General features: G+C 42.9%; 20 protein-coding genes and 1 pseudogene. 9 read left to right on the top strand and 12 right to left on the bottom strand.

Annotation, left to right across the window (positions count from 1 at the left end; translation table 11 throughout):
- Positions 1 to 807: pseudogene (locus OSCIL6407_RS0110715) on the bottom strand (hypothetical protein); the annotation flags it as partial.
- Between the two features lie 491 nt (positions 808 to 1,298).
- Here OSCIL6407_RS0110715 and OSCIL6407_RS0110720 point away from each other — a divergent pair.
- Together OSCIL6407_RS0110720 and OSCIL6407_RS0110725 are read left to right on the top strand one after the other, a co-directional pair.
- Complete coding sequence (locus tag OSCIL6407_RS0110720) at positions 1,299 to 1,508, top strand: hypothetical protein (protein ID WP_007353939.1); 210 nt, start codon at positions 1,299 to 1,301, stop codon at positions 1,506 to 1,508.
- A complete protein-coding gene (locus tag OSCIL6407_RS0110725) occupies positions 1,505 to 1,711 on the top strand; it encodes a hypothetical protein (RefSeq protein WP_007353938.1) in 207 nt (68 codons plus the stop codon). The genes OSCIL6407_RS0110720 and OSCIL6407_RS0110725 overlap by 4 nt, the downstream gene beginning before the upstream one ends.
- On the opposite strand, the gene OSCIL6407_RS0110730 is transcribed toward OSCIL6407_RS0110725, so the two are convergent.
- From OSCIL6407_RS0110730 to OSCIL6407_RS0110745, 3 genes are all read right to left on the bottom strand, one after another.
- The gene (locus OSCIL6407_RS0110730; RefSeq protein ID WP_007353937.1) at positions 1,693 to 2,547 is read right to left on the bottom strand and encodes a hypothetical protein; all 855 of its coding nucleotides are present in this window, start codon (positions 2,545 to 2,547) and stop codon (positions 1,693 to 1,695) included. The genes OSCIL6407_RS0110725 and OSCIL6407_RS0110730 overlap by 19 nt on opposite strands.
- A 17-nt stretch (positions 2,548 to 2,564) precedes the next feature.
- Complete coding sequence (locus OSCIL6407_RS0110735) at positions 2,565 to 2,957, bottom strand: DUF6335 family protein (protein WP_007353936.1); 393 nt, start codon at positions 2,955 to 2,957, stop codon at positions 2,565 to 2,567.
- A 462-nt stretch (positions 2,958 to 3,419) separates the two neighbouring features.
- Positions 3,420 to 3,905, bottom strand: a complete 486-nt coding sequence (locus OSCIL6407_RS0110745; protein ID WP_007353935.1) for an allophycocyanin subunit alpha-B — start codon at positions 3,903 to 3,905, stop codon at positions 3,420 to 3,422.
- A 503-nt stretch (positions 3,906 to 4,408) separates the two neighbouring features.
- On the opposite strand from OSCIL6407_RS0110745, the gene rlmD reads away from it, so the two are divergent.
- The 4 genes from rlmD (at position 4,409) to OSCIL6407_RS0110765 (ending at position 9,423) form a co-directional block, all read left to right on the top strand.
- The gene (rlmD, locus tag OSCIL6407_RS0110750; protein WP_007353934.1) at positions 4,409 to 5,806 is read left to right on the top strand and encodes a 23S rRNA (uracil(1939)-C(5))-methyltransferase RlmD; all 1,398 of its coding nucleotides are present in this window, start codon (positions 4,409 to 4,411) and stop codon (positions 5,804 to 5,806) included.
- On the top strand, positions 5,782 to 5,916 hold the full coding sequence (locus tag OSCIL6407_RS37765; protein ID WP_267879539.1) for a hypothetical protein: 135 nt from the start codon (positions 5,782 to 5,784) through the stop codon (positions 5,914 to 5,916). The genes rlmD and OSCIL6407_RS37765 overlap by 25 nt, the downstream gene beginning before the upstream one ends.
- 211 nt (positions 5,917 to 6,127) lie before the next feature.
- Entirely contained in the window at positions 6,128 to 6,445 is a 318-nt protein-coding gene (locus tag OSCIL6407_RS0110760; RefSeq protein ID WP_007353447.1) for a YkvA family protein, read from the top strand.
- Positions 6,446 to 7,158: 713 nt separating this feature from the next.
- Positions 7,159 to 9,423: a caspase family protein gene (locus OSCIL6407_RS0110765; protein WP_007353445.1), complete on the top strand. Its 2,265-nt coding sequence runs from the start codon at positions 7,159 to 7,161 to the stop codon at positions 9,421 to 9,423.
- Positions 9,424 to 9,726: 303 nt separating this feature from the next.
- On the opposite strand, the gene OSCIL6407_RS0110775 is transcribed toward OSCIL6407_RS0110765, so the two are convergent.
- The 3 genes from OSCIL6407_RS0110775 to OSCIL6407_RS0110790 all read right to left on the bottom strand — a co-directional run bounded on the left by OSCIL6407_RS0110775 (position 9,727) and on the right by OSCIL6407_RS0110790 (position 13,556).
- On the bottom strand, positions 9,727 to 10,029 hold the full coding sequence (locus OSCIL6407_RS0110775; RefSeq protein WP_007357351.1) for a hypothetical protein: 303 nt from the start codon (positions 10,027 to 10,029) through the stop codon (positions 9,727 to 9,729).
- A gap of 938 nt (positions 10,030 to 10,967) precedes the next feature.
- Positions 10,968 to 12,035 carry a DUF6745 domain-containing protein gene (locus OSCIL6407_RS0110785; RefSeq protein ID WP_007357349.1) on the bottom strand — a complete coding sequence of 356 codons (1,068 nt, stop codon included), beginning with the start codon at positions 12,033 to 12,035 and terminating at the stop codon, positions 10,968 to 10,970.
- 207 nt (positions 12,036 to 12,242) lie between these two features.
- A complete protein-coding gene (locus OSCIL6407_RS0110790; protein WP_019487213.1) occupies positions 12,243 to 13,556 on the bottom strand; it encodes a valine--pyruvate transaminase in 1,314 nt (437 codons plus the stop codon).
- A gap of 470 nt (positions 13,557 to 14,026) precedes the next feature.
- Between OSCIL6407_RS0110790 and OSCIL6407_RS0110795 the strand changes: the two genes are divergently transcribed.
- Positions 14,027 to 15,295: an ATP-grasp domain-containing protein gene (locus OSCIL6407_RS0110795; protein WP_007357348.1), complete on the top strand. Its 1,269-nt coding sequence runs from the start codon at positions 14,027 to 14,029 to the stop codon at positions 15,293 to 15,295.
- Positions 15,296 to 15,375: 80 nt separating this feature from the next.
- Here the strand turns inward: OSCIL6407_RS0110795 and OSCIL6407_RS0110800 are convergent, their stop codons facing one another.
- The 3 genes from OSCIL6407_RS0110800 to OSCIL6407_RS0110810 all read right to left on the bottom strand — a co-directional run bounded on the left by OSCIL6407_RS0110800 (position 15,376) and on the right by OSCIL6407_RS0110810 (position 18,737).
- Positions 15,376 to 16,773 (bottom strand): MATE family efflux transporter, encoded by a 1,398-nt coding sequence (locus OSCIL6407_RS0110800; RefSeq protein ID WP_007357347.1) that lies wholly within the window; start codon positions 16,771 to 16,773, stop codon positions 15,376 to 15,378.
- A gap of 138 nt (positions 16,774 to 16,911) precedes the next feature.
- Complete coding sequence (locus OSCIL6407_RS0110805) at positions 16,912 to 17,616, bottom strand: Coq4 family protein (RefSeq protein ID WP_007357346.1); 705 nt, start codon at positions 17,614 to 17,616, stop codon at positions 16,912 to 16,914.
- Between the two features lie 200 nt (positions 17,617 to 17,816).
- Positions 17,817 to 18,737, bottom strand: coding sequence for a zinc-dependent alcohol dehydrogenase (locus tag OSCIL6407_RS0110810; RefSeq protein WP_007357344.1), 921 nt, complete (start codon positions 18,735 to 18,737; stop codon positions 17,817 to 17,819).
- Positions 18,738 to 18,911: 174 nt separating this feature from the next.
- On the opposite strand from OSCIL6407_RS0110810, the gene OSCIL6407_RS36210 reads away from it, so the two are divergent.
- The gene (locus tag OSCIL6407_RS36210) at positions 18,912 to 19,052 is read left to right on the top strand and encodes a hypothetical protein (protein WP_007357343.1); all 141 of its coding nucleotides are present in this window, start codon (positions 18,912 to 18,914) and stop codon (positions 19,050 to 19,052) included.
- Between the two features lie 691 nt (positions 19,053 to 19,743).
- On the opposite strand, the gene OSCIL6407_RS0110820 is transcribed toward OSCIL6407_RS36210, so the two are convergent.
- Together OSCIL6407_RS0110820 and OSCIL6407_RS37770 are read right to left on the bottom strand one after the other, a co-directional pair.
- Positions 19,744 to 20,127 (bottom strand): hypothetical protein, encoded by a 384-nt coding sequence (locus OSCIL6407_RS0110820; protein ID WP_007357342.1) that lies wholly within the window; start codon positions 20,125 to 20,127, stop codon positions 19,744 to 19,746.
- A 109-nt stretch (positions 20,128 to 20,236) separates the two neighbouring features.
- The gene (locus OSCIL6407_RS37770; protein WP_267879540.1) at positions 20,237 to 20,371 is read right to left on the bottom strand and encodes a hypothetical protein; all 135 of its coding nucleotides are present in this window, start codon (positions 20,369 to 20,371) and stop codon (positions 20,237 to 20,239) included.
- Between the two features lie 275 nt (positions 20,372 to 20,646).
- Here OSCIL6407_RS37770 and OSCIL6407_RS0110830 point away from each other — a divergent pair, with 275 nt between their 5' ends.
- Positions 20,647 to 21,195: an NYN domain-containing protein gene (locus OSCIL6407_RS0110830; protein WP_007357340.1), complete on the top strand. Its 549-nt coding sequence runs from the start codon at positions 20,647 to 20,649 to the stop codon at positions 21,193 to 21,195.
- Positions 21,196 to 21,576: the final 381 nt, after the last annotated feature.

Here is a 21,576-nt window from a genome sequence, read left to right on the forward strand (position 1 = left end):
TCCCCCGCTCCCCATCTCCCCCATCGCCGGTGTCGGTTCTCCTTCAAACTCAAACACACCCGTGTGCCACCGCCAAAACTCTGGCACTGACTGCTGAATTGTAAATAGCCAAGGTTTCGGTAGCCACAGCAACAAATTAAACTGCCATGTGGGAAGATGCGATTCAACATTCCTGAGATTGCTCAAAAATGACCACTGTAAGGCTGCTGGCTGCCTTGTTAAGTGTTCTGCTCCGAGAATTTGAAAGGTGGGTACGCGCTTGCCAAAGGATGCTTTCTGAGGCGCAGGAGACTGTGCTAACCAGTTTGAAATCTGAGCGATGGGATTAGGATCGCTTAAGTTCAGCTCTAAGCTGACAAATCGAGGGTAAGGAAGTTGTGAGTTTTGAGAGATTGTTCCAGTTTGCTTTACACCGAGCAAGGCTTCGCGTTTGGCAACGCTGAGCGGTTTTGAGAGATGGCTTCGTTCCTGGTAACGCTGAGCGGTTTTAAGATTGCTTTGCTCATCAGCTAAAGCTATGTACTTCTGTTCTCCCAACTCTTGACGGCTCTTGCTTTGTTTTTCCCCGCGCTTGGCGATTTTGAACTCTGACTTCTCCTCCAAGTCTTGCAAGTTTTCTGCTTTCCTTTCCTCTCCCTCTGTACCAGCTAATTCTGTTTGTAAACGTGCTGCTAGGCAATCACGCAGCCATAAGTCGTCACAGACTGCGATAAAAATTTGACGACGCAAATTGAGCTTGAGAGCCTGTTTCAAGCGGTGATAGATCAGCCTATTGGAACTAGAAACTTGGTGGGAAGGAATAGCCATTGCGGTCATATAGCTAGGGGCTAGGGACTAGGGGCTAGGGGCTAGGGAAGAGAGAAGAGGGGAGAGTGTCAAGTTGTGTACATTCTCTTTTTCAAGCTGTGTGGCAAGGCTCAGGATTGCGGCTTCCTTAACTCTATGACTGCGTGACTCTGCCGTAATACTACTATCGCAATATTGAGTAGTTGGGCCGTCAGTAATCATATAAATCTCTAACTCAAATATGTTCTATTTCAGTTTTTAAACTATTTTGTAGTAACAGTTAACAGAGCTGACTTAGAAACAAATTTAACTGAGAAACCAGATTGTAGCTGTTAGCTCGGTGCGATCGCGAACCACACCAACCCAGATCGATGACATCCCGTTACCCTACAATCTTCTCATCTGCATCTGGGTTATGCCAAGCTAGGCTAAGCAGTTATGGATGCGATCGCATGATAAGCTTGTGTTATACTGTGAGCATATCTAGGGAAAAACTATGATAAGGAGATACAATGTCTGAAATTACGCTAAACCCAGATCAAATCAAGGAAATTTTGAAAAGTGCCATCGTCGAACTGCTGCGCGATAACCGAGAAGAAGTCTCTGAGTTTCTGACAGAAATTATCGAAGACGTTGCTATGGAACGGGCGATCGCGGAAGGTAAAACCACCGAAATTGTCAGCCGTCAATCCATCTTTCAACTTCTGGAGCCGAAAGTATGAACGTCGAGTTTAGAAAAAGCTTTGAAAAAGATATTGGCAAAATTCGCGATGGAGATTTACTAGGGAGAATAAAAGCCGTGATTGAAGAAGTTGAAAATGCTGAAAGCCTATTGGATGTCAACAATATTAAAAGACTCAAGGCGACGTTACGTCGGAAGTGTGTAAGTCTTGAAATTTCTAAAATCTATAATCCTGATTCCTGAATTGCTAAAGTTAAATCCTCACTTAACCCCAAATAATCAGCCCAAGAATTGAGATAATCAAAATCTAAAGATACTCCTTGCACTTTCAAAATTCCCAATACATCCCGCCATTGTTTCTCAGACTTACTACGCTTTCCCCATCGCAATTTGTTGAGAATTAAATCTTCTGGTGATGCTAGGTAAACTTCTGTACCTTCGGGAATTGCATATTGTTGCTTTCTCTCAAACTTGATGCGGTCAAATTCATCGTTTCCCGTTATCATTAAATCAGCACGAGCAATACTTTCTATATGGGTAACTTGTAAAGTTTGCATTCGTCCAGAAATTACATCTTCTAATCCGGGAACATAAAATCCAATTCGCTCTAATTCAGTTGCTAACAAGCTAATATCTTTTAATTCGATCGAAATTACTATATCCAAATCTTGAGTAGTACGGGGTTCTCCGAAGGCGATCGCAGCCACACCACCAGTGATATAATAAGGAATATCAAGAGATTCAAAGATAGGGTGCAATTGAGCAGCCAAGGCGATAGAATCTTGCACCCAAGTCATTTTATTTCCCTGTGGAATGTAATTAGGATGACAGTTTTCTTGTAACCAGGCTAAGGCAAGTTTTCGGGCAAACTCTTGATGAGATAAATTGGGGAATCGTTTATAAAAACAGTTGATGGAAAACTGGCGAGCACTGCGATTTAATGCTTTTCCCATTGCTAAGCGTTGTTGGGGCGATCGCTGTCTGAGTAGCCAGAATTGAAAGGCATCTACTTCCGGGGAAGTATCTTCTGCTTGCGATCGATAGCCCGGTTTGAGAATGAATTTGGGTATGGCTAGCATATAGCGATCGCTTCGGTTTACTCCCGCCGTTCCTGGTAATCTTCAGAAGAGGTAGGATCTAATTCCCATCTGCGATCGTCGCGTTCATTCAAAATATCAGTTGTCCGCAAATCTTCGCCATCTTCCATTTCCAATCCGACAGCAGTTCCTAATTCGTCAACAATATTCTGGTCTGGAATTGCAGTCGTTCCCCCCACAGCCTCGTCGCCAACCATAGCCTCTGCTTGGGAGGATGCAGCATCAACATCGCCCCCTGTTAGTTCGAGATTGGCTGTGTACTCATCTCGATGATCGCGCATTGTCCGCCCGTCAATATTCAGCCCTACTTCCTCGCGAATGCCAGTTCCGTAGGATTCGGTAATTTTTTGGGACAAATCGCTAGAATCTTGTTTGTCAGCTTTTTTTACCATAATAATCTCTTTTTGATTGGTGTTAATATCTTAATCTCTATTGGTTAAAACCAACTACTACCCAAGGAAAGGAATTTATTTTTCTACCCTATCGTCAGGAATAGAAATTTACATCTCTCCCAAAATCTAGAGTTCTAAATAAATGTACTTTGAGTTCATCAATTGTATTCTTGACTTCTCAGCCTTGGTCGCACTAACTTATGAAACAACAGTCCGATCGAGTTCGATCCTAATCTTTGTCTGGCTTGAGTAATTGCCGATTTATAATGACAGAGAAAAGTTGAATTTTACATTCAATTACGGCGTTTGGTTTCTAGTAGTTCTGGATTTTAACGCCGATGAAAGCCTACCGATTGCTACTCGAAATAAACTAGGGGTAGCGAAGCCTTCGCGTGAGAAACTGAGGCAAGTTTACCCCAAATTCCAGTACAAAAGCTTCGCAATTAGCGAAAAATCCGAAAACTAAGACATCGCTTGAGCGATATAATCAAAGTAAGGAGCAGCTTCCTTAGCATCATCCTCATTCAGCAAGGAAATAGAAGCTTCCTTTAAACATCGGATGGCTTCGGCCATTCCGGGGACGGGAACGCCCAAAGAGTTGTACATCTCCCGTACTCCAATCAAACCAATCTTTTCAATGGGCTCCTTATCGCCTGCGAGGATACCATAAGTGATCAGGCGCAAATACCAACCGTAGTCGCGCAGACACAAAGATCGTTCCCGCGTACCATAGGCATTTCCACCAGGAGAAATGAAGTCCGGGCGTTTCTTCCAGAGTTTCTTGCTGGCTTCTTCAACAATCTTTTTCTCACTTTCAGATAAGGTGGTAGCAATACGCACCCGTTGAGAACCTGTTTTAAAAAAAGAATTGATGCTCTGGAGCTCGCCGGCACTGGGGTAGCGAAGCTCGTCATCGGCTTGGAGTATAACTTGGCTAACTACGCTCATAAAAAAATCTCGGTAAGTGGGAAACTCAGAGTGTTTAGACCTGAGATGGAAACGATACAAGCGGTTTTAACCGCCTACCCCTTTCGGGGCTAGATAAGTAGAGGAATGGTACTTATCTAATCCCTGTATTGCCGGGAACGCCTTGCCATTCCAGTGATGTTTGCTTCGACCTTGTTATTCGGGCTTGTTCGACCTGCAACACTGTTTCAGTGACCTTAAAACTGTTTAATTGCAGATAACAGAGCGGGGAACTAGCGTCGCATTCCCAGGTGTTATGACCCAAATAACGGCTACCCTTCGATTGCGCTCAGGGTGGTCTGGTCAGTACAGCTTCCATGATTGCTCATACAAGCTCCGTCTACGAGAGCGGGGTTACTGACGGGTATGCAAATTTTTTAGGGTAACACTAAATTAGTTTAACGACTTAGCGGGGCACAAACCAAGAGAGGGAAGCCATTGGTGACAGGAAATCCGCGATAATAAAGATCCGCGCTTTCTCACCTATGACTAAAACAAAATCCCCAATCTCAAATCCTCAATCTGCGATCGCCCAACAAGGTCAACTGGTTGAGCTCGAAATTATCGACTTGGCCGACAGTGGCGACGGGGTAGGTCGCCTGGGTCAGCTAGTTGTTTTTGTCCCGGATACTGTTCCAGGCGATCGCGCCATAGTCCGCCTCATGCAAGTCAAAAGCGACTCCGCAACAGGCAAACTCCACGAACTCACTGAAATATCCGACCGCCGCATCCGACCTATGTGCATTGTCGCAGATAAGTGTGGCGGCTGTCAGTGGCAACACATTGATTGGCACTACCAACTTGAAGCGAAACAAAATATAGTCATTCAAGCTCTACAACGTATCGGCGGATTCACCGCACCCCCTGTAGATCCAGTGTTAACCGGCCCTGACCTTACAGCTTTAGGCTATCGCAACAAAGCCACCTATCCCCTAGCAACCTCCTCCACAGGTCAAGTCCAAGCGGGTTATTACCAAAAAGGCAGTCATCGGTTGATTAACCTCAATCAGTGTCCCGTCCAAGACGAAGACCTTAATCCTTTATTGAAAGACATAAAAAAGGATATACAGCAGCGCGGTTGGAAGACCTACGATGAAAAGCAGCAAACTGGAGAATTGCGTCACCTATCTGTACGTATTGGACGACGTACAGGTGAGATTTTGCTGACTTTAATAGTTCGGAGTGGGGATTTATCGGGAATTGAAGCACAAGCTTCCGAATGGCTGAAGCGCTATCCTCAACTGGTAGGCGTGTGTTTGAATATCAACCCCCGCAATACTAATGTCATCTTTGGCCCAGAAACTCGCTGTATTGCTGGTAAACCTTACCTGCTGGAAATTTTTTCTGGTTTAGAGTTTCAAATTCGCGCCGATACTTTCTTCCAAGTCAATAGTGAGGCCGCTGAGACGCTGTTACAGGTAATTGCGGATGAGTTGCACCTTGAAGGTAATGAAGTTTTGGTTGATGCTTACTGCGGGATTGGCACGTTTACTTTGCCTTTAGCAAAATTTGTGAGTAAGGCAATAGGTTTAGAATTGCAAGGGGCGGCAGTCAAGCAAGCTCAGTTAAATGCTGAATTAAATCACTTGACAAATGTAGCTTTTTATGTTGGGGCAGTAGAAAATTTGTTACCGCAGTTAGATGTTACGCCAGATGTAGTTTTACTTGACCCGCCGAGGAAGGGTTGCGATCGCACGGTTCTAGAAACTCTCGTCGCCACCCAACCCAGCCGCATCGCCTACATTAGCTGTAAACCCTCCACCCTCGCCCGCGATCTGAAATTCCTCTGCCAAAATGGAGGCTATAAATTACAGCGAGTACAGCCAGCAGATTTCTTTCCCCAAACCCCCCATGTTGAATGTGCAGCCTTTTTGGTGCGCTGAGGGCGGGGGAGCGGGGGAGATGGGGAGCGGGGGGGCGGGGGAGCAGCGGAGATGGGGAGCAGGGGAGATGGGGAGATGGGGAGATGGGAAGATGGCTAATTAGCCATTAGCCATTAGCCATTAGCCATTAGCCATTAGCCATTAGCCATTAGCCATTAGCCATTAGCCATTAGCCATTAGCCATTAGCCATTAGCCATTACCCATTACCCAATTCCCAATTTTCCTAAGTAGAATTGTCTGTACTACTTAGGGGGGTTATCTCGAAAGGAAATTTAGAAGACAATTTGTGAAGATATAAAGAGTAAGTCGAGGAAAAATTAATGAGCTTTTCAATCCAATCGCTTTATACCTGGTATCGCAACACCCTTCGCAATCCCAAATATCGTTGGTGGATTGTTCTGGGAACTCTAGCCTATCTGATCAGTCCGATTGATATCGCTCCCGACTTTCTGCCAATTGTCGGGCAAATTGATGATATCGCTATTCTGACCCTCCTGGTTTCCGAAGTCTCGCAGATGGCGATCGAGTATGCTAAATCCCGTCAAGCTGCAAGTGGTACCGAAGCCTCCGATCCAGTCAATGATAGCCCTAGTTACAATCCTGGTACTGTTGACGTGGATGCGGTTTCTGTTAAATGATGGTCAACTAAATTTTCAAGATTTAACCTCCAACCCTGAAGCGTGTCTCTCGGAGATAGTTGATTAGGATTGGAGGTTTTTAATATGAACACTCCCAACGCCATTGATTTGATTTGTGTCTATCTAATTAACTAGGACTTACGCCGCTCAAAAACCCGGTTTCTGCGTCAATCTTTCTCGAAAAAAGCGATGATTTTGGTCAGAAAGCGGGTTTTTTGCGTAAGTCATATTAACATCTAATTTAACTCAGCTCTAGGTAAAGATTGCTGGAATAAATTACTATCATGCAGATGACTTAACTAAAATTTCTTTGAAAGCGATCGCCGAAAACATAATGTTACCAGAATTCTATCAGAGAAGCTTACAAACACAACTGACGCACGCTCAGTTTGTGCTGTTAAAAATATTAGTACAACGGTGTTGCCAACTAAATTCTTCTGCCTTATACTATAAATTGAGATAATATGCAAGTTCCAGAAGAACATTTTGATGGTCAGCAATTGCTTTTAAAGAGAAGGCAATATGCTCGTCGCCGCCCCTAAATACCTCTAAAAAAGTGGAAGTTGCGACTGATATTATGTAACCTATATTTAGGCTCCGACTCAGGGTATCTAAGGGGATCGCTAAAGATTACTAAAATTGGTATTAAAAATCTGTTGTGAATCCTCTACCTTCTGAGAATATTAGCTAAGGTAGAATCTCAGGAATCAGGCATGGGACTCAATCGGCGGCAATTTTTACAAAGATCTGGCTGGCTGTTGGCGGCGCTGGGAATTAGCGAGGCTTTATTCTGGCAAATAAGCGATCGCTACGCCCAAGCTCTAGCGCAACCGACGAAGCGTAAGTTAGCACTGTTAGTAGGGATAAATCAGTATCCCAACTTAGAGGCACAAAGTACGCCCCTGCGCGGCTGTGTTACGGATGTGGAACTGCAACGAGAACTACTGATTTGTAGGTTTGGGTTTGCACCTGCGGATATTCTCAGCTTAACTGATAGCCTTGCTACCAGAGAGAACATTGAGGCAGCTTTTAATAGCCATCTGAGGGAACAAGCTAAGCCGGGAGATGCGATCGTTTTTCACTTCAGCGGTTTTGGTAGTCAGGTGAGTTTGGGCTCGTCTCTGGAAACATTGCAGAATAGTTTAGTGCCTGTGGATGATATCTTACCTACAGAGTCAGCACCGATCGCTAACGATTTACTAGAAGAGACTTTGTTGCTGTGGCTACGTAAACGTAGCCAACCCCAGGCATCGCTACTAACAGAAAATGCGATCGCCATTCTCGATACCAGTTACGCTTATCCCGGCACAGACTTAATCGGTAATTTGCGAATTCGTTCCCGCTACCGCCCCACTTTTGGGCAAATTAGCAATGAAGAGTTAGCCTTGCTAGAAGAATTGAGAGCAATAGCCGCCAAACCAAGTTTCCCCAAGTTTCCATCTAAAATTATAGTCGCCACGCCCGATCGATTATCAGCAGAACTTGGATGGAATGGGTTTAGTGCTGGTGTGTTTACCTACGCGCTAACTCAATCTCTGTGGCAGACAACAGATGCGACAAATCTGCAAATTAGTTTTAGTCAGGCCGCTAGTGCTATATCGGAATTAACACAAAGCAATCGCTTTCCCCCCCTTCCCAATCCCAACTCCAAAGATGAAAAATTACATATTAATTTTTCACCTTTAATTTTAAACGCTCCTGCTGCTGAGGGGGCGACGATCGCAGTGGAGGAGGGCGGAAAAAATGTACAGTTATGGCTGGGAGGATTACCGGGCAATATTCTGGATTTTTATGGAGTGAATTCTGTATTTAGTTTAGTTCCAGAAACCATACCCCGATTACAGGTGCGATCGCGCAACGGTCTAGTTGCTAAAGCCCAAATTAGGGAATTACCCCTTACTATCGGAGAATTTGTAGCCCCTCAAGTCGGTCAACTCGTCCGCGAGAGGATTCGAGTTCTGCCCCGAAATATTGGTTTAACGGTTGCTTTAGACTCTCAATTAGAGCGGATTGAACGAGTAGATGCTACCAGTGCTTTTACTGCCATTCCCCAAGTCTCAGTAGTGACGGGAGAACAACTGGCAGACTATCGATTTGGTCGAGTTCTAGAGACTGCGATCGCCCAGATGCCGAATACTCCTTTACCTACTCTATCTCAAGGTCGTTACGGTTTGTTTTCTGTCGGGCAAAGTCTGATTCCTAATACTATAGGGGATGGAGGAGAAGCTGTAAAGGTAGCAGTGCAGCGGTTAGCACCCCAACTGAATACCTTGCTAGCTGCTAAATTATTGGGGTTAGTCGCCAATGTTAGATCTTCTTTATTAAAGGTGAGAGCAACTCTCGCCACAATTGCTCCAGAAGCGGAGGTTTTAATCGAGCAAGCACCCCAGCGAGCTTTTGAGAAGAGTGAAGCAGAGATTAACGGCCACTTAAACCCGACTGCTGACAAAATTGTGAATTTATCAGTGGGGACTCGCATTCAATACAAATTGTACAATGGGAGCGATCGCCCAGTTTACTTTATGGTCTTTTGCCTGGATAGTCGAGGACAGACGATCGCCTTTAATCCCCCCTTCGCTGAAACTACGGGAGGTAAAGATATTAGCAGTTTATCAGAGTTCGCGATCGCCCCTGGAGAAACTATTTGTCTACCAGCTCTTCCCAACTTAGTGAGTACAGCCACAAATACTTTTGGATGGTTGATCCAGGGGTCATTAGGTTTAGTTGAAACTCAGATTATACTTAGTCAGGCTCCTTTTACTAATACTCTTACTGCTTTGGAAGGAGGAATGCAGAAAAGTAGAGGTACTTTGCCAGTTCGCGTACTTTTAAATCCTTTAAAGGTTGCTAAAGCAGTGCTACAAGATTTACATATTGCTAGCATTTCAGGAGTACAAGAGGCGGGAGTAGCAACTGAAGACTTTGCCCTAGATGTCAATAACTGGGCAACTTTTAGTTTTGTTTATCGGGTAATTTAAGTAATTGCTTATAACTAGGGGCTAGGGGCTAGGGGCTAGGGGCTAGGGTAAGAGAGGGGGAAAATAGGGAAGATGGGGAAGATGGGAAGATGGGGAAGATGGGGAAGATGGGGAAGATGGGGAAGATGGGGAAGATGGGGAAGATGGGGAAGATGGGGAAGATGGGGAAGATGGGGAAGATGGGGAAGGTAAGTAGGAGGGATTAGTAATTAGCCATTAGTAATTAGCCATTAGCCATTAGCCATTACCAATTACCAATTACCAATTACCAATTACCAAGTACCAATTACCAACTAACAAACGCTATCTTCGTGTTTGATTTTGTCTGACTTTCAACAATGTTTCGTTGTAAACTGTTCCCCGGAGGGCATTATTTACCAACTCTTGATCGTGAGGTGCTAAAGTCAAAACTAACTCGTACTCTTGCGTAGCAATTTCATACTCCTCTAGCCCATAGCCATAGATATAACCCCGGAATAAATGCACCGACGGGCAATCAGGAAATTTTTCTGCTAACAGGTCAATAATTGCCACTGCTTGTGCATATTCCCCTTGCATATAAGCTCTTTCTGCTTTAATGTAATCGGCTTCTATTTCTTCTTTCATCGTTAATTTCCCTGAAGTTTTGATGCAGTTAACTGAAAATCAACTAAAAAGGTGGGTTGTTCTAAGTAAATCGATTTAATTAAATTAAACGTAAGATCGGAATATGTAAAAAGCTGGCTGTATAAGCATTCTTCCGTTGGGTTGATGCGGACAGTAAGCTTGTGGAACTGCACAGCTAAGCCATCTTCTTTCTTACTTCTTCTTTTCCTCCTACTTACCAATTCAGCTTAAGAATGATACTGATACTTTTTCAGGTAGGGACTGATTCAATACCCAGACCAGTTTTTTCCTCAAGGCAATAAGCCGTTATCTTTCGTTACATCTCAACGCCTGAAAATCCCATTCTCTCGTTAGCAGGCACCTTATTTCGCAATTTTGTCCTTAACCTCACTCTATAAGTATACCTTTTGATAGATGAAAGAATGTTTCTTTTCATTTCCTAATCTCCGAGCCTACCAGCAGTTGACTGGGAAGGCTGAGACTGCTTTGAGTCTATATACAGCCAACTTTTGTTTATTCACCTCCACCTGTGGAGACTAACTGAGTTCAAAATTTGTCGGTCTATAGCGTGGAAGTTGAAAGGTTAAAATTTACAAGCCTTGGTCTTTAGGAGATTTAGGAATATGAAAAAATGTTGCGATCGCTCTTTCTGACTGTCTATGCCTCTCAAGTTTGAGAGGTTATGCAGTACAACAGATCTCGCTCTTTTTGAGAGTCAATATTTCTCAAAGGTAAAATAATCTTGTTCTTTTCCATCGCTTGCCTGTGATTTCTGATGTTCTATCTTTTTATCTGTTTCCTCTCCCAGTTTTTATGCGAAATTGCGAATTATGTTATATTTCTTTACAAATCTGCCAGATTGCTGAGGTTGGCAATTGGTTGAATAATGATGTCTTTTTAACTTTAAATTTCCAGTTTTATCGCTCGACTTATTTGACTTAAGTTTGTACCGCAAATTCTTCTGGCGCAATTCCCCAATTTACCCAGGTAATAGCATCTCGTGCTGTTGCCAGATCGGGCGGTACTCGCAAAGCATGAATGTATCCCGTACTCGGACAAGTCATCTTTAACAGATAAATCGGCTCTACATCAATATTTGAATCAATTCTTAACAGAGTGTATTCTTGCCAGCTATCTAATTCTATTGCTTGTAACTCTTGACAGATGCGCTCGTAACCAATTCCTTGAATTAAAACTCGTTTTAGTTCGGCATTATCTTCTTCTAATAACCATTGAGATTGCCATTGTTCCGGGTGAATTGCTCCATATTTTTCAGGTAATCTTACCCCATGATAGGCGTAGACATTGAAGCCTTGATAAGCAACTGCTGGCACTCCTTCACCGTGCAATCTACCTCGCTCGTCTAAGCGAATTGCCGAGGGTTTGGGAATGGCAACAGCTACATCCTTAAATGCCCACCACCAGCCACAATGCTTTGCAGTTGCAAATAAACCTTTTGCCTTTGAACAGTCAAAACCAAGGGCTTCAAAGTAGGCAAAATAGGCAAACCATTCAGCTTGCATTATACAATCGGGAAAATGAGCGTTGATTTTGAGATCCTCAACATCCCAGAGAGCCTCAATGATAGGATCTCCAAAAGTATTTTCGACAGTATCTCCGACAATCTGCCAAACAGTATCACAAACAAGAGCATCGACAAAATCTCCGAAAGTATCTCTGATATTATCTTTTAAAGATTCTATGACACCAACTCTGACAGCATCCGCTACAACACAAGTAGAAAGTACATAATTTGCCACATCTAGGGGATTATCAAACCACAATATTTCTTTAGGCGGTTCCAATTCAGCGCATTCGTAAGCAAGGCAAATCGCTGCTTCTGCCTTTTGTTTATCTATTGGCGTTGTATCTAAGGCAATTCTTATCCACTCGTCCCGAATAATTGGCATGAGGGCAAGTTGTTCTGGAGTAAGTTCTTCAAGATATATAGAAGATATAACTTTGACTAAGTGGGTAAAATCCGATAAAAATACAGGTGTAGCCATTTAATTATACCTATAGCTAGGAATTAGGGGTTCTCTTGCTACGATGCTCAGGGAAGAAGGGAATAGAATAAGCGGGGTTTAGCAATGAGCGAGTTTCTTAAACGACGACAGCGGTTGCTATATTACAAACATACCTAAAACTTCATCTTCATGGTAGGTAGTTGGGCTTTAGCCCTCTTAGGGAGGGCTAAAGCCCAACTACCTAACCTATACTGCTGACAACTGATAAACCTGTTCAGAAATCTTAGCTAACCGCTGCATTCCCACTTCAATCTCAGCATCAGTAGCGGTCAAACTAATCCGCAAACACTCCTGTTTATGCCGCCAATCTTCTCGCAAACCGGGGAAGAAAGAACTACCAGGAACTACAATCACGCCGACTTGTTTCAACTGCTGATAAAATTCCCAATCAGTAATCGGTAAATCCTTCAACCACAACCAGGCAAAAATTGCTCCTTCGCCGCGATGTAAGAACCAAGGCAAATCTTTAGGCATGAATTTATCGAGGGTGGTTTCTAAAATCTTAAATTTCTTCTGATAGTGCGGCCGAATTACATTCTCCGCAATATTAGCCAGAGCTCCAGAAGCGATCGCGCGAGATGCGATCGCCTGTCCATACCTCGGTGAATGAATGCACATATTAGTCTGGAAACATTCTAATACCTGAATCATCCTTTCTTCACCGATCGCAATCCCAATGCGCTCTCCAGGCAAACCCGCCTTAGACAAACTCATACAATGTATGATATTCCCCCCAAAAATCGGCTTCATCTCGGTAAAATTCAACGCTGGGAAAGGAGGGCCATAGGCAGAATCAATCAACACGGGCACATTGTAGGGAGCAGCCATTGCCGCAATTTTATCAACTTCATCGTCAGTAAGTACGTTACCAGTGGGGTTGCAGGGGCGGGAAAATATCACGCAGCCAGTAGTCTCATCAATTACTAATTGGCTGAAATCCGGGCGGTATTTGAAGCGGTGAGCCTTTGCGTCAATATCCAAAGTCGGCTTGTAAGCAACAACTGCCTCTGGCACTAAGCTAACGCCACCATAACCAGTGTAATCGGGGCTCAGGGGTAAAACGATATGTTTGAGTTCACCCTCCCTAGCCCCCCCTTGGTAAGGGGGGGTTTGGGGGGGTGCAGTGTAGCCGCCAAAGGCATTGGCGGCGTAGAAATAGATAGATTGGCTACCGGGAGTGATTAAGATGTTGCGATCGCTCAATCTTAAGCCGTAGCGATCGTTAAAATCCTCAAGCACAGCATCGATAAACGGCTGATAGCCTTGGCTGGAACCGTACCGACAAACCACCTCGCCGTATTCGGAACTAGCCAGCAGATCCGCCGTGCAATCCCGCCATAATTGCTCAACTTCCGGCAAAATTACCGGATTTCCCGCGCTTAAATTGATAAACTCCTGCCCTTGGCCTGCTCTAAGGGTTTCAATAATGTCTTTCATAATCGCTCTAACGCCCGTGAGGTTGGACATCTGAGCACCAAATTTAGTGAGGGCAGGGTTCATAGGTAATGCTGGGAATGAAATAGAGGTTAATACTTTAATTTATCTTAGACTTATGCAGAAGAGATCCGCTGACTACCTCAAAAAGCGGCTTTTGAGATCCTTTCAGGGGTAGGTTTTGATAATTTAAGCGGTATCAAGCTTTGTCTGGGAGGGTCAAGCATCCAAGACAAACTCACCACAGGTCAAAAGCTACCCTCAAAGTAAAGCAACTACGATCGCGATCGAACCCCGTCAAAAACAACTCGATTGATGGCGCGTTGTTGGGTTTGGTTTAGCTGCTAGTAAGCCTTTTGGATAAATTATTACTGGCGCTGGGAATAAAATTACTTTCCATAGCTGCGATCGCAGATAGCCTGTTTCCCCTCATAGACAGATGAACTAAACCTGAACCTAACATCATCATTGGAGCATGGGATTAACTTCTTATTGTGCAGCTTTCTTTTGCTGTTGCTCCATTGAGGTAGTTTTCTATGAACTCAACATCAGATTTTCAGTATTTTCAGGGTAATTCATTTTCCGATCTGTTTGGTCAAGACATCAGAGATGCACGTTATGCCTTCCTTTTAAATTATCCAGCTACTGCTAGTTGGGCAGCTTACCCTAATAGGAAAAAATACTTTATTCAAGATGGTAGCAGTGAGGCCACCAAAACTTCCTTCGACAAGATTTGTCAAAAAGAACCTTGGAAAAATCTGGCTGTGCTAGGCGATGGGATTCCAGGAATTGTCATCACTCAACCGCCCAATTCGCTAATTGACTACTGGCGAGATCATTTCGGCTTTAGCTACTCGAATATGGAGATGATAGACTGCTCCACTTATCTGGACGATATCAGTCAGAGTTCGCATTTTGACCAACTTATTACTCTATTTCCTTTTGATAATCTTAAACCTGAAAAACACGCCATTAATCCAGATAGCCACTATCACTTACTCAGCAAAGCAACGCTAGCACAACTAGGGGTACAATGCCCAAAATATGAGAGCTACAATCTACACGAAGTTAGTCTTAGCGACATTAAGTTACCACAGAAATTTCCATACTTGATCAAAACTTCGCACGGACTTTCAGGAGAAGGCACTTATATTATCAAAAGCGCCAGCGATCTAAACTACTGCTTGAAAGAAATCAGGAAATATCTCGATATTAAGTTACTGGATACCATTATTGTCTCTGAGTTCGTCAAGAATACTGTGGAAAACTATTGCGTACAGTTCTATGTTAACAAGGCGGGAGAAATAACACTGATCGGCACTACGGGTCAACTTGTCACCCCAGAAGGCCACTATTTAGGGGGAGTAATTCACTACCGCCAAACCGATATGAGCAGATTTTTTGATATGATTGCTGCTGTCGGTGGATACGCTCATCAACACGGTTATTTTGGAGCGATTGGCTTCGACGTACTGGAAGATAAAGACGGACAACTGTACGCGATCGATGCTAATTTCCGAGTTAATGGCTCAACTCCCCTTTGCTTGCAGCGCCATACCCTATTAGCTTTAGGAAAAGAGGTCGCTAAATATTCCAGCGACTACCGCATGGATGGGACATTGGACTCGATTCTAGTTACCTTGAAACCCGAACTCGATCGCAAGGACTTTATTATCTTGTCGGCTCTAGAGAAAGTCAAATACGGAAAAATTTACACCGAAATTTACGGGATTGTGAGTGGAGAAACGATTGAGGAGATGCAGCACATTGAGCAGAAGTTACAGAATAAGGGATTAGTTATGTAATTAACAATTAGCAATTAGCCATGATTGAAGATGTAGCTCACAGATATGCAATCTGCTTTAACTATACTTTAAGAATTATTTTAATGCTTTAACACGCTAAGTGTGGAAGAAACAGGCAACATATGAGTCGTCTTAGCATAGAATCGTAAAGGGAAAACAACAGCTTGTATAAAAACACCAAAATGCAGACCAATCATTACACCACTAGCTCCAAGATGGAATTTAAATAACATTAGACAAATGCTTCCCAGACCAAGCCCCCAATATCCCAATAATCCAATTAACATAGGTTGAAATGTATCTTTAATTCCTAATAATGCACCTGTAGCCGCTGTGTCAATTTCATTGAATAGCTGCATGGAAGCAACAATTAGCAGCAGACTCATAGATAGATCGAACACTTCTAAATCTATTGTTGATTCAGGTTTTAAAAAGAGCGAAACGATATATGTTCTCCCAAGAGCTACTAGCAACAGAAAGGTCAGGGCAAATAGTACGCTTATCATCATCCCAACAAATCCAGATATTCTAACTTTTTCAACATCCTCTTCTCCATACATTTGTGCGACTCTAGCAGTTATTGACTGCGCTAGTCCAACCGTAAAAGCTCTAATCATACTCCTAACCTGATTAGCAATTTGAAAAGCTGCTAGTGGAACAGTTCCTAAAGAACCCATTAAGTAGGTTGAAACTACAGCCAGACCACCTGCTGAAATATATAGCAATCCACTGGCCGATCCAACGCGAATGAGTTCCTGAAAAATTGAAGGGTCTGATTTGATATTGTGGCTCAATAGTTTGTAAGATTTGAGTTTTGGGCTAAGGTAAGTAAAACTTAGTATTACTAGCAGTTGTATCCACAATACAAGTGCTGTTGACCAGCCAATTCCAGCTATCCCTAATTCTGGAAACCCTAGCTTGCCAAATGCAAAAATATAGTTCCCGACAGCATTGATCGGAATGCTAGATACTAAAATTATTGGGATAATAACTGAAGAGTTAACAGCGATTAATACATTGCGTAACACCTCAAAACAAAATAGGGCAGGTAGTCCCCAAAGAACTGCTTTGAGATAGGACTGAGATTGATAAATCACCATTTTTTCCTGGTGGAGGAAGTTCATCCAGAGCGGCGCTGAACTGAGAATAAGCATCATGGGCAAGGCAAGTAATAGTGCTAAATAAAAACCCTGTGTCGTTATGCCTTTCAACTTATCAAATTGCCTAGAGCCAAAAGCAATAGATGCAATGGTATTAACTGCGGAGAGAGTATATATACCAAGGGTGAATAGAAACCGGAATGTCATATATCCCAATGCACCACCGGCAAGCGCCTTACTTCCAAGCATTCCCATAGTCCAAGTATCTACTGATAACATACTGATTTCCAGTAGTTGAGCAAGGCTTAAGGGAATGGCTAAAGTTAGGCACGCCCTAGCTTCTTGAAGGATGGTTGAATAGAAGGAGCGGGTGTTCATAGGCAATATAAATTTGCGAAGAGGGGGCAAGCGATGTCTAATCTGAAGTTCAGTCTATAGCAAATTTATATGAATTTCTACTTCCAACAAGCGATCGCTCTTTCCCTATCAAAAGAGCGATCGCTTAATTGATGTTCCTTACACCGTTTTGTCTTGCTCCGCTAGCTTCTGCTCTAGCCCTTCTTCAGACACAACAATTCTTAACTTATTTCTCAGTATTTTTATATCTTCCCAAAACATATCTTCCCATCTCAAACCCAGAACTTTTTTAGCTTTTTTACCCATCTGGAAACCTTTAGTTACAGTTTCTAAATAGAGCTGACCGTCAAAAATTTTCTCGTCTAACAATATATGAGACATTCGAGCCATCATTAAATAGTATACATTAGGTAGCATTGCTTGAGCTATATAAAAACCCTCTAAACCTATTTCTCCTAAATTATCTGTTTGAAACCCTGTAATTGCATGAAGAATATCGTGAGTTTCTCTGAGCCTTCTAAAAAAAAACTGATAGCGATCGCACTCTTTAACTTGATAATTTAAAGTTTGCAAATTGTTCCGATTCATATGTGTGGCATAAGTATAGCCGAGAGTGTTGGCTGGTATTGTGCTTAACTCTTCCAGAGAGTAGCGAGGACAGTAACCTTCTTGGAATAATTCTTCTAAGCCTGGAGCGCTATCGTATATAAGTTTTACCGCTTTCTCTTTGTTTCTTTCAATCAAAGTGCTATTGACGGTGTTGCCAATCTCAAAAACATTGTTTAAGCGACTGGGATTAATAGCTAAATCAAGCATATTCACTAAAATTTGAGCAAATTCAGCGCCGCTATAGCCAGTAAACATTTTTATTCCCCTTTAGTTGATTGCTGAATTTGATAAATTACATTGCTCTAAACATTGCCCGACACATACCTACAGAGTTTAAATACTTCAGAATAACCTAAATCGCTATGTCGAGGGGCAATTTTGGCAAACCGATTGGGTTTTAATGATTTCTTGTCTTGCATTTCGATAACTGAATCTGTATTCTAGAAAAACTTTTATCAGAATCGGAAGAAAAGTTTGCGGGATTCTCCTTGCTTGGCAGCAGAAAAAACTGTCTCAAAGTCCTCTAACTCGAACTCTTCTCCCAAAATATCGTCCAAATCGATTTGCCCGGAAGCCATCAAATAAAGTGCTTCTTCAAAAGAACCGTAGTTTACGGCATGAAATATCGGTTCTTTCTTCAGAATTTGATTTACATTCAGCGCAACAGGCTGATGCTGGCGGCTTTTTAAAATTATTTTTCCTCCCGGCCGAAGTGCTTGTAACATTGCATTTAGGGCTTCACTGGTTACTAGAGTTTCGATGATAAAGTCATAGTAATCTGGCTTTAACTCTCGATCGCTCGCAGCATCATAAATGGTTACATCCTCAAAACCATAAGCTTTGAGAATCTTGTGCGTCAGTTGAGAAATGCGGTTATCGCCATAGATTAACCCTGTTTCATGGGGTGCGATATTGGCTTTGAGAACAGCAAGAGAAGCCGCTATAGGTTCGGTATAGGCTCCCATCTTGAAGTCCACATTTTCAGGTAATAAATGAACCGCAGACGCAGGCACTGTTGCGTACTCTGCAAAAGCCCCTTGAAGGTGAATGCCGAGAAAAGAAGTATTTTGACAGTATGCTGTTTTGCCACTGGTACAGATATGACATTTGCTACAGGGAATTTGTGGATTTACAGTTACTCGGTTTCCCGATCGCAAGTTGCTGACATTCTTGCCAATTTCCTGAATAATCCCGGCAAATTCATGACCTAAAATCAGCGGATCGATCGATTTAACTTTGCCTTCAGCCACATAAATGTCGGTGCGACATAACCCTGCGGTTTTAACCTCGATCAGCACATCGTTATCCGAGTACGATTTAGGTTTTGGAATTGATTCTAGAGAGACTTTACCGTTTTTTTTGAGTAGTGCTTTCATAAGCTTTTTGTTTTAAAAATAGCAACGACCCTGACTTTTCTGAATTAGGTTGAAGCAGAATGAGGTACGATTTGCTTTGCTTTACTCGCTTCGCTATCGCCTTTTCATGAAGTTATAAGCACAATCTCCTATGAATTGGGTTTGAGGGTAAGGGGGTGCGGTGCTTGGTGTGTGATGAGCGGGTTCGAAAATCAAGCTCGCGATCGCCTCATAAGTATTGTCTATACCAAAAAGCGAGATCTCAATGAGCCTAACACACTTTCAGAAATTCTTGATCGCCTCATGGTTGATTTAGTTTTGCATAGCGACAAATAAAAAGTCACTGTACAAAATGGAAAATGACCAGTTGCGATCGCGCGCTATTTCCTCTTGAGCGTTGGCTGGAACGGATTGACGAGAGAAAGGGCGATCGCGATTTCGGATAGGGGAAAAGCGATCGCCCTTTCTTTACAAACTAAAAATAAGGGCGATATGCTCCTTATTTAAGTTGCATTTATTGTAAGTAAGAACGGGCTGCGTTAGATAGTTGCTCGTCCTACTTTGTGCCAATACGCCACAATTTGCGGTCATTTTTCGCTCATTTCCCAAAGCCTTGAGCCTGTCCCCCTTTTTTTGCCTGAAACCAGAAAGCCCTAATGCACCTCGAACCTGGTAAGTTTACAAATCGCTACTCGCTGTCCCGCTCTCAAAAGCTTAGTGCTTTGTCTCTAGAATGACAAGAGCTTGCAAAAACTCTAACTTTTAGAGATTTACGCCCCGACCTCAATATCTCAACTTGATATCTTGCACCATTGTCAATAAAAGGCTCCCTAGCTGGGTGGGGGGCGGGTTTATATAGGACTTGCGGAATAAGTCTGCGATCGCAAAGGCCAGAATTAAAGATGGAATGAAGCAGGCGGATAGATAAGTCTATCTGATCTATTATGCACCCAAAAACAACTTTTGATAATGGGTGAGGCAAACAAAGAGGTGTTTTAGAAAATTGACCTGGCTTATTCAGCAAGCCCTAATTAGAGGAATTTTTGCTCGTTGGTGCGGTATCATCCTTTAATGCACGAATGCTAGTTTTAGCAGTCTCTGGGTACAAAGATCCAAATTCTTTCAAGGCTTGTCCTGACTCTTCGGCAATATTTTTCAACCTTTCCCCAGGAGCATCTTCTGTTTCGCGAGCTTCTTCATACCACTCATTTGTGGTTTTAGGTCTTACGGAGTCAATCTCATGTAATTTGTCGCGACCTTCATTGTTTGAGGCTATGTTATTGCGTCCATAATCAACATTTGTTGTCAGCAGTATAAAACCGACTAGGGCAACAGCAAAAAACCGCTTTACCTGAAATACATTAAGTAGAGAACTGATGCCAGCGATCGCACTAGAAACCAAATTTGTCATGACTATACTCCACGAGTTAATTCTTGAATTTTTTGAACTTTTGGCATATCCTTAGCTCTCTCCAAACTTAGCTACTGTATTTTCAGCCGAACTTAGCTTTAACCTGTAACTAGCCTGATGAATAGAGCGATAGATTGGCGACGATCTGTGTAAAAAACCAACCTATTTTCAAGCCATTAGCTTTTTTGAGTTCAAATATAAGAATAACGGCAGCAAACATGATTCTTCCTCTAACAGAAGTCATAGCTTGGTGATGAAAAAGATTATTTTTTCACAGGCTATTGTATAGCTGGAAACAATAAATTACTTCTTATGACAGAGGTTAGGGGCTACGATGCTCAGGAAAGAAGGGGAAGAAGGGAATAGAATCTGCGATCGCCTCTACGGGGAGCGGTTTCTGAGTGCTAAACTGGCAATTTGACAAAAATTGTAATAAAATGCAACAAAGTGTGCTATAATTGTGAATGTGTCAAAATGTAATGCCCCGTATATGCTGGAGCCTTTGAGCCCTGAACAACCATGTCAGCCTCTTTATCCCAAGCCGTCTTACTTGTAGACGGCTATAACATGATTGGACTTTGGCCGCGCCTTAGTGACAAGCGCGATCGCGATGGTTTGGAGATGGCAAGGCGGCATTTAATCGAGGAATTAGTTAACTACAGCGCTTTTCTGGGTTTAGACGCAAGATTGGTATTCGACGCTTACTATCAAGACACTCCCTGCGTTAAAGAAATTATTACTAAGAATTTATCAGTCTACTACACTGAATTTGGTCAGACAGCAGATACTTATATTGAAAAATCCTGTGCAGTCCTCCGCTACGAGTTGCGATCGCTTAAGCGGCGGCTAATAGTAGCTACCTCAGACAGAGCTCAACAATTGACAGTCGTCGGCTATGGCGCTGAATGGATGTCCGCCCTGCAACTCGCCCGCGATGTCGAATCTACCTGTCGCCAGCGCGAAGGTAGGCATAACCCCCGCAAGCAATCCTCTAGCCGTTTTCTTGCGAGTTCTCTCAATCCTGAATCGCAAAAGCGTTTGGCACAATTAAGAATGGGACTGGATTAATTAAAAATTAAAAATTAAAAATTAAAAATTATTTTAAATCCTATTTAGGGGCAGTTATAGCAACCGCTTTCGTCATTTAGGAAATTCGCTCATAGCTGAAACCATTGACTCTCTTCCGCTCTTTCCCTAGCCCCTAGCCCCTAGCCCCTAGCCCCTAACCGCCCTGGCGGTTGCTAAAAAAAAAGTTTGTAAAAGGCCTTGCCAAATCCAATTTTTATCGCTACTATTAGTAAATGTGGCTAGTAAAAAGGCTGCGATCCTCGGTAGCTCAGTGGCAGAGCGGTCGGCTGTAATGAACACCAGCAAAGGAGAAATCCAAAAGCTGAGATGACATAGCAGCTTTATCCGGTAACGGATACTGAAAAATCGGGTGAATTCAAG

The sequence above is a fragment of the Kamptonema formosum PCC 6407 genome (genome assembly GCF_000332155.1).
GTDB lineage: Bacteria > Cyanobacteriota > Cyanobacteriia > Cyanobacteriales > Microcoleaceae > Kamptonema > Kamptonema formosum.

Coding starts and splice junctions, on each gene's coding strand:
- OSCIL6407_RS0110720 (WP_007353939.1), top strand. CDS start 1,299: ATGTCTGAAATTACGCTAAACCCAGATCAAATCAAGGAAATTTTGAAA.
- OSCIL6407_RS0110725 (WP_007353938.1), top strand. CDS start 1,505: ATGAACGTCGAGTTTAGAAAAAGCTTTGAAAAAGATATTGGCAAAATT.
- OSCIL6407_RS0110730 (WP_007353937.1), bottom strand. CDS start 2,547: ATGCTAGCCATACCCAAATTCATTCTCAAACCGGGCTATCGATCGCAA.
- OSCIL6407_RS0110735 (WP_007353936.1), bottom strand. CDS start 2,957: ATGGTAAAAAAAGCTGACAAACAAGATTCTAGCGATTTGTCCCAAAAA.
- OSCIL6407_RS0110745 (WP_007353935.1), bottom strand. CDS start 3,905: ATGAGCGTAGTTAGCCAAGTTATACTCCAAGCCGATGACGAGCTTCGC.
- rlmD (WP_007353934.1), top strand. CDS start 4,409: ATGACTAAAACAAAATCCCCAATCTCAAATCCTCAATCTGCGATCGCC.
- OSCIL6407_RS37765 (WP_267879539.1), top strand. CDS start 5,782: ATGTGCAGCCTTTTTGGTGCGCTGAGGGCGGGGGAGCGGGGGAGATGG.
- OSCIL6407_RS0110760 (WP_007353447.1), top strand. CDS start 6,128: ATGAGCTTTTCAATCCAATCGCTTTATACCTGGTATCGCAACACCCTT.
- OSCIL6407_RS0110765 (WP_007353445.1), top strand. CDS start 7,159: ATGGGACTCAATCGGCGGCAATTTTTACAAAGATCTGGCTGGCTGTTG.
- OSCIL6407_RS0110775 (WP_007357351.1), bottom strand. CDS start 10,029: ATGAAAGAAGAAATAGAAGCCGATTACATTAAAGCAGAAAGAGCTTAT.
- OSCIL6407_RS0110785 (WP_007357349.1), bottom strand. CDS start 12,035: ATGGCTACACCTGTATTTTTATCGGATTTTACCCACTTAGTCAAAGTT.
- OSCIL6407_RS0110790 (WP_019487213.1), bottom strand. CDS start 13,556: ATGAACCCTGCCCTCACTAAATTTGGTGCTCAGATGTCCAACCTCACG.
- OSCIL6407_RS0110795 (WP_007357348.1), top strand. CDS start 14,027: ATGAACTCAACATCAGATTTTCAGTATTTTCAGGGTAATTCATTTTCC.
- OSCIL6407_RS0110800 (WP_007357347.1), bottom strand. CDS start 16,773: ATGAACACCCGCTCCTTCTATTCAACCATCCTTCAAGAAGCTAGGGCG.
- OSCIL6407_RS0110805 (WP_007357346.1), bottom strand. CDS start 17,616: ATGTTTACTGGCTATAGCGGCGCTGAATTTGCTCAAATTTTAGTGAAT.
- OSCIL6407_RS0110810 (WP_007357344.1), bottom strand. CDS start 18,737: ATGAAAGCACTACTCAAAAAAAACGGTAAAGTCTCTCTAGAATCAATT.
- OSCIL6407_RS36210 (WP_007357343.1), top strand. CDS start 18,912: ATGAGCGGGTTCGAAAATCAAGCTCGCGATCGCCTCATAAGTATTGTC.
- OSCIL6407_RS0110820 (WP_007357342.1), bottom strand. CDS start 20,127: ATGACAAATTTGGTTTCTAGTGCGATCGCTGGCATCAGTTCTCTACTT.
- OSCIL6407_RS37770 (WP_267879540.1), bottom strand. CDS start 20,371: ATGACTTCTGTTAGAGGAAGAATCATGTTTGCTGCCGTTATTCTTATA.
- OSCIL6407_RS0110830 (WP_007357340.1), top strand. CDS start 20,647: ATGTCAGCCTCTTTATCCCAAGCCGTCTTACTTGTAGACGGCTATAAC.